At 61.9% G+C, this 13,687-nt stretch carries 12 protein-coding genes; 1 reads left to right on the top strand and 11 read right to left on the bottom strand.

Annotated elements, in window-relative coordinates:
• Positions 1-257: 257 nt before the first annotated feature.
• The 9 genes from hutH (KVQ74_RS15160) to hutC all read right to left on the bottom strand — a co-directional run bounded on the left by hutH (KVQ74_RS15160) (position 258) and on the right by hutC (position 11,256).
• Positions 258-1,790 carry a histidine ammonia-lyase gene (gene hutH / locus KVQ74_RS15160; protein WP_217831900.1) on the bottom strand — a complete coding sequence of 511 codons (1,533 nt, stop codon included), beginning with the start codon at positions 1,788-1,790 and terminating at the stop codon, positions 258-260.
• Positions 1,791-1,907: 117 nt separating this feature from the next.
• On the bottom strand, positions 1,908-3,431 hold the full coding sequence (gene hutH, locus KVQ74_RS15155) for a histidine ammonia-lyase (RefSeq protein WP_217831899.1): 1,524 nt from the start codon (positions 3,429-3,431) through the stop codon (positions 1,908-1,910).
• A 58-nt stretch (positions 3,432-3,489) separates the two neighbouring features.
• A complete protein-coding gene (locus tag KVQ74_RS15150; RefSeq protein ID WP_217831896.1) occupies positions 3,490-4,320 on the bottom strand; it encodes a quaternary amine ABC transporter ATP-binding protein in 831 nt (276 codons plus the stop codon).
• Positions 4,317-5,168, bottom strand: a complete 852-nt coding sequence (locus tag KVQ74_RS15145) for an ABC transporter permease (protein ID WP_217831894.1) — start codon at positions 5,166-5,168, stop codon at positions 4,317-4,319. Before KVQ74_RS15145 ends, KVQ74_RS15150 begins: the two co-directional genes overlap by 4 nt.
• A gap of 84 nt (positions 5,169-5,252) precedes the next feature.
• Entirely contained in the window at positions 5,253-6,221 is a 969-nt protein-coding gene (locus KVQ74_RS15140) for an ABC transporter substrate-binding protein (protein WP_217831892.1), read from the bottom strand.
• A 70-nt stretch (positions 6,222-6,291) separates the two neighbouring features.
• Positions 6,292-7,764 carry a purine-cytosine permease family protein gene (locus tag KVQ74_RS15135; RefSeq protein WP_217831890.1) on the bottom strand — a complete coding sequence of 491 codons (1,473 nt, stop codon included), beginning with the start codon at positions 7,762-7,764 and terminating at the stop codon, positions 6,292-6,294.
• Positions 7,765-7,856: 92 nt separating this feature from the next.
• Entirely contained in the window at positions 7,857-9,539 is a 1,683-nt protein-coding gene (gene hutU / locus KVQ74_RS15130) for a urocanate hydratase (RefSeq protein ID WP_217831888.1), read from the bottom strand.
• A gap of 440 nt (positions 9,540-9,979) precedes the next feature.
• Entirely contained in the window at positions 9,980-10,549 is a 570-nt protein-coding gene (locus KVQ74_RS15125; protein WP_217831886.1) for a HutD/Ves family protein, read from the bottom strand.
• Positions 10,546-11,256 carry a histidine utilization repressor gene (gene hutC, locus KVQ74_RS15120; RefSeq protein ID WP_217832043.1) on the bottom strand — a complete coding sequence of 237 codons (711 nt, stop codon included), beginning with the start codon at positions 11,254-11,256 and terminating at the stop codon, positions 10,546-10,548. Before hutC ends, KVQ74_RS15125 begins: the two co-directional genes overlap by 4 nt.
• A gap of 146 nt (positions 11,257-11,402) precedes the next feature.
• Here hutC and KVQ74_RS15115 point away from each other — a divergent pair, with 146 nt between their 5' ends.
• The gene (locus KVQ74_RS15115) at positions 11,403-12,767 is read left to right on the top strand and encodes a formimidoylglutamate deiminase (RefSeq protein WP_217831884.1); all 1,365 of its coding nucleotides are present in this window, start codon (positions 11,403-11,405) and stop codon (positions 12,765-12,767) included.
• Positions 12,768-12,815: 48 nt separating this feature from the next.
• Here KVQ74_RS15115 and KVQ74_RS15110 read toward each other — a convergent pair whose 3' ends face one another.
• Both KVQ74_RS15110 and KVQ74_RS15105 read right to left on the bottom strand, forming a co-directional pair.
• Positions 12,816-13,385: a lipocalin family protein gene (locus tag KVQ74_RS15110; protein WP_217831882.1), complete on the bottom strand. Its 570-nt coding sequence runs from the start codon at positions 13,383-13,385 to the stop codon at positions 12,816-12,818.
• Between the two features lie 30 nt (positions 13,386-13,415).
• A complete protein-coding gene (locus KVQ74_RS15105) occupies positions 13,416-13,670 on the bottom strand; it encodes an outer membrane protein assembly factor BamE (RefSeq protein ID WP_217831880.1) in 255 nt (84 codons plus the stop codon).
• Positions 13,671-13,687: the final 17 nt, after the last annotated feature.

The raw sequence follows: 13,687 nt of genomic DNA, 5'->3' as shown, positions 1-13,687 counted from the left end.
CCTCACCCTAACCCTCTCCCGGAGGGAGAGGGGACTGACCGGGTTGTTCTTTCGAGGCACGCCGACCTGAAATTCCGGGCCGAACTCCAGTTCGAAAAAACCTTGAAAGCCCCTCACCCTGGGACTGACCGAGGTGTTTGTTCGATGTGCACCGACCTGAGATTTCGAGTTGAACTCAAGTTCTGAAAAGCACAAATATCGGCTCCCTTTCCCATCTCCCCCTTGGAGGAGAGGGCTGGGGTGAGGGGGTGGCGTCCTTACAGGCTCGGCAGCAACTTCGCCGGCACCAGCTCGGTCAGACTGCGCGAAGCCAGCAACTCGGTCGCCGCCTCGATGTCCGGCGCGAAGAACCGGTCCTTCTCGTAGAACGGCACTTCACGACGCAGAATCCCGCGCGCCTTTTCCAGTTTCACCGAAGTCTTCAGGCCTTCACGCAGATCCAGCCCCTGCGCCGCCGCCAGCCATTCCACCGCGAGAATCCCGCGAGTGTTCTCGGCCATCTCCCACAGGCGCTTGCCGGCAGCCGGAGCCATCGACACATGGTCTTCCTGGTTGGCCGAAGTCGGCAGGCTGTCCACCGAATGCGGATGCGCCAGCGCCTTGTTCTCGCTGGCCAGCGCCGCTGCGGTCACCTGGGCGATCATGAACCCGGAGTTGACCCCGCCATTGGCCACCAGGAACGGCGGCAGTTGCGACATGTGCTTGTCCATCATCAGCGAGATACGGCGCTCGCTCAGGGAGCCGATTTCGGCGATGGCCAACGCCATGTTGTCAGCGGCCATGGCCACTGGCTCGGCGTGGAAGTTGCCGCCGGAAATCACATCGCCTTCGGCGGCGAACACCAGTGGGTTATCCGACACGGCGTTGGCTTCGATCGCCAGCACTTCGGCGGCCTGACGGAACTGGGTCAGGCAGGCGCCCATGACTTGCGGCTGGCAGCGCAGCGAATACGGGTCCTGAACCTTCTCGCAATTCTGATGCGAGTCGGACACTTCACTGCGCTCGCCGAGCAGATCGCGATAAGCGGCAGCGGCGTCGATCTGGCCTTTCTGCCCACGGGCCGAGTGAATACGGGCGTCGAACGGCGAGCGCGAACCGAGCACCGCTTCAACCGTCAGGCCACCGACCGCCAGCGCACCAGCAAACAGGTCTTCACCTTCGAACAGACCCCGCAGGGCAAACGCGGTGGACACCTGAGTGCCGTTGAGCAGCGCCAGACCTTCTTTCGCTGCCAGGGTCAGCGGCGTGAGGCCGGCGACTTTCAGCGCTTCGGTGGCCTCCATCCATTCGCCCTTGTAGCGCGCCTTGCCCTCGCCCAGCAGCACCAGCGACATGTGCGCCAGCGGCGCGAGGTCGCCGGAAGCACCGACCGAACCTTTCAGCGGAATGTGCGGATAAACCTCGGCGTTGATCAGCGCGATCAGCGCGTCGATCACCACGCGACGGATGCCGGAGAAACCACGGCTGAGGCTGTTGACCTTGAGCACCATGACCAGGCGTACCAGCGCATCGCTGATCGGCTCGCCGACACCGGCGGCGTGGGACAGCACCAGCGAGCGCTGGAGGTTTTCCAGGTCTTCGCTGGCGATGCGGGTCGACGCCAGCAGACCGAAACCGGTGTTGATGCCGTAAGCGGTGCGATTCTCGGCGAGGATCTGCTCGACGCAGGCCACGCTGGCCTCGATCTGCTTTGAAGCACTGTTGTCGAGGGTCAGCTTGACCGGGTTCTGGTAGACGTCACGCAGTTGGGCCAGGCTCAGTTGGCCGGGAATCAGGTTCAGCGCAGTCATTTAAATGCTCCTTTTGAGAGATTGTTATTAACTACCAGTCGCTCCGGAGCATTCCGTTATCCGTCGCTTCCCGCCTTCTGGGCGATCCGCGCCTTGGCACGCTGGTATGGGGTCTTGTCAGTGCAAATCCGGTAAAGCGTTGTACAGCAGATTCGAATCTTTCAGCACGCGCGCGGCCGCGGCGATATCCGGCGCCAGCCAGCGATCCTGATCGTAGGCCGCAACGGTTTCGCGCAGCAGTCGCCAGGCGACATCGGTGCCGGCGCCAAAACGCTGTTCCTTGAGGAACTCGAAAGCCTGTGCCGCCAGCAGGTACTCGATGGCGAGGATCTGCGTGCAGTTTTCCAGCGCACGGTGCAGCTTCAGCGCGGCGTTGGTGCCCATGCTCAGATGGTCTTCCTGCAAGCCTGAGGTGACGTAGTTGTCGAGCACCGCCGGTTGCGCCAGTTGGCGGTTTTCCGCGCACAACGACGCGGCGACGTATTGCACGATCATCATCCCGGAGTTCACCCCCGGATTGGCCACCAGGAACGCCGGCAGACCGCTGACGTGCGGGTTGATCAGACGATCCAGGCGCCGCTCGGCAATCGAGCCGATTTCGGCCATGGCGATCGCCAGCAGATCCGCCGCCAGCGCCACCGATTGACCGTGCGGGTTGGCCTGGGACATGACCCGGAAATCGTCTGGAGTGCCCAGCAACAGCGGGTTGTCGGTGCAGCCGTTGAGTTCGGTTTCGATCTGTCGGGTCGCGTGTTCCAGTTGATCGCGCGCGGCGCCATGCACCTGCGGGATCGAACGGATGCTCAGCGCGTCCTGAGTGCGAATGCCTTTGCTCGAAGCGATCACTTCACTGCCGTCGAGCAAGGCGCGCAGGTTGACGCCGACCCGTTGCATGCCCGGATGCGGCTTGAGCGCGATGATCTCGGCGTCGAATGCCGCGATCTGGCCACGCTGGGCCTCGAAACTCATGGCGCTAATCACGTCGGCCCACTGCACCAGACGCGAGGCATCGGCCAGCGCCAGGCAACTCAGGCCGGTCATGCACGGCGTACCGTTGACCAGGCACAGACCGTCCTTCGCCCCCAGTTGCACCGGTTGCAGGCCTTCTTCGGCCAGCGCCTGTTGCGCCGCGACGACTTGCCCGCGATAGCTGACATTGCCCACGCCCAGCAGCGCGATGCCGATGTGCGCCATGTGGGTCAGGTAACCCACCGAGCCCTGAGACGGCACTTGCGGCGTGATGCCGCGATTGAGCAACGCCAGCAACGCTTCGACAACCTGCGGATGAACGCCGGATTTACCTTGGCTGAAATTGCGGATCGCCGCGCACATGATTGCCCGGGTCTGCTCATCGCTCAGAACCGGGCCGACACCACAGGCGTGGCTGAGCAAGGTGTTGCGGGACAACTGGCTGAGTTGCTCGTCTTTCAGCGAGACGTTGCACAAGGCGCCGAGCCCGGTGTTCACGCCATAGGCACGCTCGCCGCTGGCGACGATGCGCTGGACGATCGCCTGGGCGTTTGCGATGCGCGCCCAGGCCTGGGCCGACAGCTCGAGCTGGGCGCCATGACGGGCGACGGCGACCACATCCTGCCAACGCATCGGGGCATCGGCGATCACGATTTTTTCAGCCTGGGACATCATTAACCTCATCCGAACATTGACTTGAGCGTTCCCACGCTCTGCGTGAGAACGATCATCAGACCACCGCCGCCCGCCGCTGCACGAACCGGTCGACGTACTCATCCGCCGGCGAATGCAGGATCTCGCGCGGGGTGCCGACCTGGATCAGGCGGCCGTCCTTGAGGATCGCGATGCGGTTGCCGATGCGCACGGCCTCGTCGAGGTCGTGGGTGATGAAGACGATGGTCTTGTGCAGGGTCTTTTGCAGCTCCAGCAACTGATCCTGCATTTCCGCGCGGATCAGCGGATCGAGGGCGCTGAAGGCTTCGTCCATCAGGATGATGTCGGTGTCCGCCGCCAGGGCGCGGGCCAGGCCGACACGCTGACGCATACCGCCGGAGAGCTGATGCGGGTATTTGTTTTCGTAGCCCTTGAGGCCCACGGTGTTGATCCAGTGCAGCGCGCGTTCGGCGCACAGTTGCTTGCTCTCGCCGCGCACTTTCAGGCCGTAGGCGACGTTGTCCAGCACGGACTTGTGCGGCAGCAGGCCGAAGCTCTGGAACACCATGCTGATCTTGTGCCGGCGAAATTCGCGCAGGGCGTCCATGTCGTATTGCAGGATGTCCACGCCGTCCACCAGGATCGCCCCGCTGGTCGGGTCGATCAGACGGTTGAAGTGGCGCACCAGGGTCGATTTGCCGGAGCCGGACAGGCCCATGATCACGAAGATTTCGCCGGTGCCGATGCTCAGGGACAAATCGTTGACCCCGACCACGCAACCGGTTTCGTTCAGCACCTGATCCTTGGTCTTGCCCTGGCCGACCATCGCCAGCGCATCCTTGGCGCGGTTGCCGAAAATCTTGAAGACGTTTTTGACTTCGATCTTGCTCACGGTTGCGTTGTTCATTTGCTCACCTCATGCCGTGGCCGACCATACGCCTGGGTAATGCGGTCGATGACCACTGCGAGAATCACGATCGCCAGGCCGGCCTCGAGGCCGCGTCCGACGTTGAGGGTCTGAATCCCCACGAGTACATCTTCACCCAGGCCACGGGCACCGATCATCGAGGCGATCACCACCATCGACAGGGCCATCATGGTGGTCTGGTTGATCCCGGCCATGATGCTTGGCAGGGCCAGCGGCAGTTGCACGCCGAACAGTTGCTGCCAGCGGTTGGCACCGAAGGCGTTGATCGCTTCCATCACTTCGCCGTCGACCTGGCGGATGCCCAGATCGGTCAGACGGATCAGCGGCGGCGCGGCGTAGATCACGGTGGCGAAAATCGCCGGCACCTTGCCCAGGCCGAACAGCATCAGCACCGGGATCAGGTACACGAAACTCGGCATGGTCTGCATGATGTCGAGCAGCGGCATCAGCACCGAACGCAGACGATTGCTGCGCGCCGAGAGAATCCCCAGCGGTATGCCGATCAGCACCGAGATCAGCGTCGCCACCAGCATCAGCGCCAGGGTTTGCATGAGTTTGTCCCACAGGCCGACGGCGCCGACCAGGAACAGCAGACCGACAATCACGGCGGTGGTGACCACTTTGCGGGTGGCGTGCCAGGCGATCCCGGCGACCACAGCCAGCATCAGCCACCACGGCACGGCGCGCAGCAGGCCTTCAAGATTGACGATGGCCCACAACAGGGTGTCAGAGATGTGGCGGAACACATCGCCGTAGTTGGTGACCAGCGCATCGACCCAACCGTTGACCCAGTCGGCGATGGAAAAGGTAAAGCTTTCGGGAAACATAAGCGGCTCTCAATCAGGAAACTCAATCAAGCGATTGCGGCGAACACCCCGGCCAGCCTCTCGGTTGGCCGGGAGGAATTCGACCTACAGCGCCGCGTCGATTTTCTTGGCAGCGTCTTCACTTACCCACGCGTGCCAGACCTCAGGATGTTCCTTGAGGAAGATTTTCGCCAGTTTTGGCGACTCGATACGTTCCTTCGCCATACGGCCCAGGTTCTGGTTCAGCAGATCGATCGGCAGGTTGACCTTTTCCAGCACGGTCACCAGCTCCGGAGCCTGCTCGTGGAAGGTCTTGGACAGACCGACCTTAATGCTCACGGACTTGTCGACGCCGGCCTTTTCTTCAAGCTTGATCACGTCGACCTGGCCCATCAGCGGGGTTGGCGACCAGTAGTAGAACAGGATCGGCTCGCCACGCTTGTAGCTCGACAGCACCGCCGCATCCAGTGCCGGGCCGGTGCCCGGACGGAAGTTGGTGTAGGTGTTTTCCAGGCCGTAGCTCTTGAGCATTTCGGTGTTGTCCAGCTCGCAGGTCCAGCCGGCCGGGCAGTTGTAGAAACGGCCCTTGGACGGCTCTTCGGCATCCTTGAAGATCGCCGAGTATTTGCCCAGGTCGGAGATGTGCTTCAGGTCAGGAGCCTTGGCTTCGAGCTTGCGCTTGGCATCGCCCTCAACCACATAGCGCGGCACGTACCAGCCCTCGATGGCGCCGACGATCGGCGCACCGACACCGACAACCTTGCCGGCCTTCTCGGCCTTGTTCCAGACCTCGCTGCGACCGACCCACTCTTCGGCGAAGACTTGAATGTCGTTGGTGCTCAGGGCGTTTTCCATGGTGATGGAGTTGCCCGGCAGGCTGTCGGTCTTGCAGTCGTAACCTTTCTCCAGCACCACTTGCAGGACGTCGGTCAGCAGCATGCCGCTTTCCCAGTTGAGGCCGGCGAACTTCACCGGTTTGCCGGACTCGCACCAGCCGGCGGCCTGGGTGGCGCCAGCGCTGGCCAGCAGGCCCATGGAAAGCAAAGTGGTCAGCAGGGTCTTGTTCGATTTCATTGTTGTGACGCTCCTAATCATGAGTTGGCTTACGGCAGTCAAGAGGCATCCAGCCCTGTCCACGTCCAAATCAGGCCTGCGCCGCAGCGCGACCGGCCCCGCTTGTTTTAGGTTGTGCAACGCTGCTCTGCTCGACCGGCAGAATCAGTTGATCGGGTACTGTGCCGTGCCACTTTCTGGCACACACGTAATACAGCGCGGCGGGCAGCACCAGACCGATAATCCAGGAAATATCCACGTCACCCAGCGCTGCCACCAGCGGACCGGTGTAGAACTTGGTGGAGATGAACGGCAACTGCACCAGCACACCGAACACATAGACGCTGATGCCGAGGAGGTTCCAGCGGCCGTAGCGACCGTTCGGATCAGCCAGCGCCGGCACGTCATAGCGCTCGCGGGTGATGCAGTAGTAGTCCACCAGGTTGATCGCGCTCCAGGGCGTGAAGAACGCCAGCAGGAACAGGATGAAGGACTTGAAGGCACCGAGGAACGAATGCTGGCCGAGCAACGCGATCAGGGTGGCCGCGCCGACGATCACCAGCACGAACACCAGACGTTGCATGCGCGAAACCTGCAAGTGGCCACGGAAACCGCTGATGATGGTGGCGATGCACATGAAGCTGCCGTAGGAGTTCAGCGTGGAAATGGTCACCTTGCCGAACGCGATGCTGAAGTACAGCAGCGCAGCGACGGCACCACTGCCGCTCAAACCGACGATGTAAGCCACTTCATGACCGGCGAACTGGCCGTTAGCCGACGCAGCGGCAAACACACCCAGAATCATCGCCACCTGCGCGCCCACCACCGAACCTGCACCGGCGGCGAAAAAGGTTTTCACCGACGACGTCTTGCTCGGCAGGTAACGCGAGTAGTCCGCCACATACGGACCGAAAGCGATCTGCCAGGAGGCCGCGAGCGACACCGCCAGCAGGAAGCTGCTCCAGCTGAAGTGACGGATTTCCAGCAGCGCGCCGACATCGGTCTGGCTCATCAGCCGACTGAACAGGTACACGAAAGCGATGACGCCAATGACACTGGCGACACGGCCGATCCAATGGATCACTCGATAGCCGAGCACCGTGACCAGCACGATAACGCTGGCGAAGATCAGGATGCCGACGGTGTCACTGACACCAAACAGCTGACCCAGCGCCTGTCCGGACAGCACGGTGCCGGTCGCGGTGAAACCCAGGTACATCAGGCACACCAGCACGATCGGGATGGCCGCGCCATAAACCCCGAACTGCACCCGGCTGGAGATCATCTGCGGCAGGCCCAGTTTCGGTCCTTGCGCCGCGTGCAGCGCCATCACCCCACCGCCGAGCAGTTGCCCGATCAGCAGACCGATCAACGACCAGAACACATCACCGCCCAGCACCACGGCCAACGCCCCGGTAACAATCGCGGTGATTTGCAGGTTGGCGCCCAACCAGAGGGTGAACTGACTCAACAGACGACCGTGTCTTTCCACTTCCGGGATGTAGTCGATCGAACGCCTTTCGATCAACGGTTTGTTGCCTGCACGATCGGTGTTGCCTGCCATGATTCAACCTCTGTGGATTGTTCTGGGTGTTGTTTTTGTTTTGGCTTGCGAGGGAGCGGGCAAGCCCGCTCCCACAACCAGCAGAGCTTGCATTACTTGCCGGTAATCATCGGCAGGTTCAGGCCTTGCTCCTTGGCGCAGTCGATGGCGATCTGGTAACCGGCATCGGCGTGACGCATGACACCGGTGCCCGGGTCGTTGTGCAGGACGCGAGCGATACGCTCGGCCGCTTCGTCAGTACCGTCGCAGACGATCACCATGCCCGAGTGCTGGGAGAAGCCCATGCCGACGCCGCCGCCGTGGTGCAGGGACACCCAGGTCGCGCCGCTCGCGGTGTTCAGCAGAGCGTTGAGCAGCGGCCAGTCGGACACGGCATCGGAACCGTCCTGCATCGATTCGGTTTCGCGGTTCGGGCTGGAGACCGAACCGGAGTCGAGGTGGTCGCGACCGATAACGATCGGCGCCGACAGCTCACCGCTACGGACCATTTCGTTGAACGCCAGACCGAGCTTGGCGCGCAGACCCAGGCCGACCCAGCAGATACGTGCCGGCAGACCCTGGAAGCTGATGCGCTCGCGCGCCATGTCCAGCCAGTTGTGCAGGTGGGCGTCGTCCGGGATCAGTTCCTTGACCTTGGCGTCGGTCTTGTAGATGTCTTCAGCGTTGCCCGACAGCGCCGCCCAACGGAACGGGCCGATGCCACGGCAGAACAGCGGACGGATGTAGGCCGGTACGAAGCCCGGGAAGTCGAAGGCGTTCTCGACGCCTTCTTCCTGGGCCATCTGACGGATGTTGTTGCCGTAGTCGAAGGTCGGCACGCCCATTTTCTGGAAGGCGAGCATGGCTTTGACGTGGACGGCCATCGATTGCTTGGCGGCTTTTACCACAGCGGCAGGTTCGGTCTTGGCGCGGGCACGGTATTCGTCCCAGGTCCAGCCGGCCGGCAGGTAACCGTTGAGCGGATCGTGGGCGCTGGTCTGGTCGGTGACCATGTCCGGACGCACGCCACGCTTGACCAGTTCCGGGAGGATTTCAGCAGCGTTGCCGCACAGGGCGATGGAGACTGCCTTGCCTTCGGCGGTGTACTTGGCGATACGGGCCAGCGCGTCGTCGAGGTCGGTGGCCTGCTCATCGACGTAACGGGTTTTCAGGCGGAAATCGATGCTGATCTGCTGGCATTCGATGTTCAGCGAGCAGGCACCGGCCAGAGTCGCGGCCAGTGGCTGGGCGCCACCCATGCCGCCGAGGCCGGCGGTCAGGACCCACTTGCCGGTGAGGTTGTCGTTGTAGTGCTGACGACCGGCCTCAACGAAGGTTTCGTAGGTGCCCTGAACAATGCCCTGGCTGCCGATGTAGATCCAGCTGCCGGCGGTCATCTGGCCGTACATGGCCAGGCCTTTGGCGTCGAGTTCGTTGAAGTGTTCCCAGGTGGCCCAGTGTGGAACCAGGTTGGAGTTGGCGATCAGCACGCGCGGGGCGTTGCTGTGCGTCTTGAATACGCCGACCGGTTTGCCCGACTGCACCAGCAGGGTTTCGTCGTCGTTCAGGTTGGTCAGGGTTTCAACGATCTTGTCGTAGCACTCCCAGTTGCGCGCCGCCCGGCCGATACCACCGTAGACCACCAGCTCTTTCGGGTTTTCGGCCACTTCCGGGTCGAGGTTGTTCATCAGCATGCGCAGCGGCGCTTCGGTCAGCCAGCTCTTGGCGGTCAGCTTGTTGCCGCGTGGGGCACGGATTTCGACGTCACGGAATTTGGTGCGATTGTTGTCAGTCACGAAAAAGACTCCTCAGCGATCAATTCAAACCAACCCTGGCAGTGGGCAAGCAGCCTGTGCGCTTCTCTGCGCGACAAGCGAATCAGTGGACGCTGCTTCGAGTCTCGATCAACTCATATGCATACGTCTTTACTTGTACATACAAGCATATGCAATCAAGCGGCCAACTTGCTGGAGAGGCGTTCAAGAAAAATCGCGGACAGGGCTGGAGGGCGCCTGAATCAAGGGTTCTGGCGTGTATGAAATTTTTCAGGGGGATTTTCGGCGGGGGCGCCAGGTTGTTACGTGAGCGTGATTTTGCGCCACGCTGGGGCGTTCGGTAACAAGTTGGTGCGCGATGGGAAACGGATTGGTGGCGACAAAAAGCATCGCGGGCAAGCCTGCTCCCACAGATCCTGTGGAAGCGGGCTTGCCCGCAAAGGTGTCGCTTGAGTATTGGTTCAGTGTGCCGTCAGCTCAATCACGCAGCACGCAGCATTGACGGCGATTTCCACCAGGCCAGTGTTACCGTCCAGTTGCAGGCAATCATGGCGCCCAAGCTGCGAAACACGGTCAGCGACCTTCACTTCCAGCCGTTCGCTGACACTGAACACCAGTACCGTCGCCGCCGAGCTGAACAACCGCTGCTCGCCCTCCAGCCATTGCAAACGTGCGCTGTAACGCTGGGGTGCGTAGATCAGGTTGAAGTCGCGGATCGCGCCGCCGAGCAACGTGCAAGACACCTGGCTCTCGCCGCTGAAAGCGAACGGGTCGAGAGGTAACAGCGGGCGAGTGTCGTCACCGTCGACGCACAAGGTCATGCCGTCGCCCTGCAATACGGTGATAACCCGCTGATAACCGGTGAAGGTCGAGAAGCCGCCCGACTCGCCGATGTCGGCAATCGACAGGCGCCAGCCAAAGCCATCAAGACCCGCGCCGGCGTCGCGGGTGATTTCCTCGGTGCTGCCGCCGCCGTTTTTCCACGGCATGCGCGGGTAGCCTTCGGCGCGTAAAACCTTCAAACCACTCATTTATGAAACCGTCCTTCCAGACTATGACGAGAACCGGGATGAATCAGGCGCGCCGCCGTCACCGGCTGACGCCCCGACCACGTACGACGACGGATCAGCAGGCACGGCTCGCCCTTTTCAATCTGCAGCAATTTGCACTCGGACGGTTCGGCGAGGATCGCTTCGACCACATGCTCGCCCTCGGTCAGCGGCGCGACCTGGTTGAGATAGGCGTAAGGCGTTTGCAGGGTGAAATCCTGCTTGAGGTATTCCGGGGCGACCAGCGCGTTGACGAAACGGTCTTCGATTTGCACCGGAATGTCGTTTTCGAAATGCACGATCAACGAGTGGAACACCTTCTGCCCTTCACGCATGTCCAGGGCCAGGGCGCGTTCGGAACCGGCAGCCTCTTCTTCCAGGGTGATGACCTGGCAGGTGTGGCGATGGCCACGAGAGGCGATTTCGTCGGCGATGTTATGCACTTCGAACAGCGCGGACTGGCTCTTCGGCTCGGCGACGAAAGTACCGACACCCTGCATGCGCACCAGCAGACCGTCGGCGGTCATTTCCCGCAGCGCGCGGTTGATGGTCATCCGGCTGAAACCCAACTGACTGACCAGCTCGCTTTCCGACGGAACGCGGTAGTGCGGCGGCCAGTTACCGCTGTCGATCTGTTGCGTGATCATCTGTTTGACGCGGGCGTACAAGGGCGCCGGACTTTCGCCCATGTTCGCGGCCAACGGGGAGACTGGAGGCGGAGTCGGCACGGTTGATCCCTGTTCATTTGATGAAAGTTGCTAGCTTGCCGGAGTTTACCGGGCAGGCAAACGTCTGTATATGTATATACAAATAACACACGATGGGGTGCTGAACCATGTCCGCCTTCTTTGCCGAACGCGCACTGCTGCCTAACGGATGGGCCAATAATGTACGTCTTGAGGTCAGCGCCGAGGGCGTATTGACCCGTATCCAGGCCGATTCCACCGCAGACGGCGCCGAACGGCTGAGCGGTCCGCTGCTGCCGGGAATGCCGAACCTGCACTCCCACGCCTTTCAACGGGCGATGGCGGGACTGGCGGAAGTGGCCGGCAATCCCAATGACAGTTTCTGGACCTGGCGCGATCTGATGTATCGGCTCGTCGGAAAAATCAGCCCGGAGCAACTGGGCGTCATCGCCCGCCAGCTGTACATCGAAATGCTCAAGGCCGGTTACACCTCGGTCGCCGAGTTCCATTACGTTCACCACGACAACAACGGCCAGCCTTATGCGGACCCTGCCGAACTGGCGCTGCGCATCAGCCAGGCCGCCAGCTCCGCCGGGATCGGCCTGACCCTGCTGCCGGTGCTCTACAGTCACTCGGGATTCGGCGGGCAGACACCCAATGACGGCCAGCGTCGCTTCATCAACAGCACCGAAAACTACCTGAACCTGCAATCGCGCCTGCGACCGTTGCTGGCGCAGCAGAAAGCCCAGTCGCTGGGGCTGTGTTTCCACTCGCTGCGCGCGGTCACGCCGCAGCAGATCAGCGAAGTGCTGGCGGCCAGCGACAAACAATGCCCGGTTCACATCCACATCGCCGAACAGCAGAAGGAAGTCGATGACTGCCTGAGCTGGAGCGGCCGCCGTCCGCTGCAATGGCTGTACGAAAACACCGAAGTCGACCAGCGCTGGTGCCTGGTGCATGCCACCCACGCCAACCCGGAAGAAGTCACGCTGATGGCCAAGAGTCGCGCCATCGCCGGCCTGTGCCTGACCACCGAAGCCAACCTCGGCGACGGGATTTTCCCGGCGGTGGATTTCCTCGCCCAGGGCGGACGCATGGGCATCGGTTCCGACAGTCATGTGTCGCTGAGCGTGGTGGAAGAATTGCGTTGGCTGGAATACGGCCAGCGTCTGCGCGACCAAAGGCGCAATCGCTTGTACGGGGCGGATCAGCCAATGGTCGGCCGCACACTGTATGACGCGGCACTGGACGGCGGCGCCCAGGCGCTGGGACAACCGATCGGCGCACTGGAAGTCGGCAAGCGCGCCGACTGGATCGTGCTCGATGGCAACGATCCGTATCTGGCGACGGCCAGCGGCGACGGGATCCTGAACCGCTGGTTGTTTGCCGGCGGTGATCGGCAGGTGCGTGATGTGCTGGTCAACGGTCAGTGGGTGGTACGCGACGGCCACCATGCCGCAGAAGAGGACAGCAGCCGCGCGTTCACCCAGGTTCTGCGAGAGCTGTTGGGCTGATACAAAAAAACCTGTGGAGGGCACCCTCCACAGGTTTTTTGTTGTGCGTCAGTTGGACGTCTTGGCCATCTGCCGATCCGATGCCCGCCAGATCAGCCGCGTGGTGTCGTAACCCTGCTGACGCGCCTTGCTCAGCAGTTCCTCGCGTACCACACCGTTGACGGTCGGCGTGCGCGACAGCAGCCACAGATAGCGGCGGCTCGGGTCGCCGACGATGGCGGTCTTGTAGTCATCGCTGACATACAGCACCCAGTACTGCCCCTTCGCCGCCCCCGGAATCAGCCGCGAGAACCACGTGTCGAACTCGACCCACAATTTGTCGGTCTTGCCCGGCACCTGTGGATAAGCCGTGCCTTTGACTTCTTCCCACTGCCAATCCGTGGTCAGACAGCGGTTGAAAACCCCGAGGTTGCCATCGGGCTGAAGGCTGTAGCGGGCTTCGGACTGGGCGCAGTTGCGCTGGAAATACATCGGCAGACGCGCCAGCTCGTACCAGGTGCCCTGGTAACGCTTGAGATTGACGCTGTTGACAGTCTTCGGCGCCAGCGGATCTTCACCGGTCGTGGCGCAGCCGGCCAATACCAGGCCGGCGAAAAGGATAAGCAATAACCGCTTCATTTTTCTTCTCCGTGGGCGCGTAGCCCCGGTTTACTTCAGGCCTTGGCCGGAAAACATCAACACTTTGTCACCGGCGTACTGCACGCTGATAAAGCTTTTCTGGTCGCCCCAGGTGCAGCTGGACATGCCGAGCGCGCCCGCACAATCGGTGGGTTTACCGAGCAGGTTTTCGACCTCCGCCTTGGCCATCCCGGCCGACAGCTTCGAGTAGTTTTCCTGGTTGACCTTGCTGCATGCGACCAACAGCACGCAAAACGACAGCAGGGCGATAGATCGCAGCGACATGGTGTAACTCCTGGAGC

Source organism: Pseudomonas botevensis (assembly GCF_019145475.1).
Taxonomy (GTDB): Bacteria; Pseudomonadota; Gammaproteobacteria; order Pseudomonadales; family Pseudomonadaceae; genus Aquipseudomonas; species Aquipseudomonas botevensis.
This window is presented reverse-complemented; position numbering and strand designations above follow the sequence as displayed.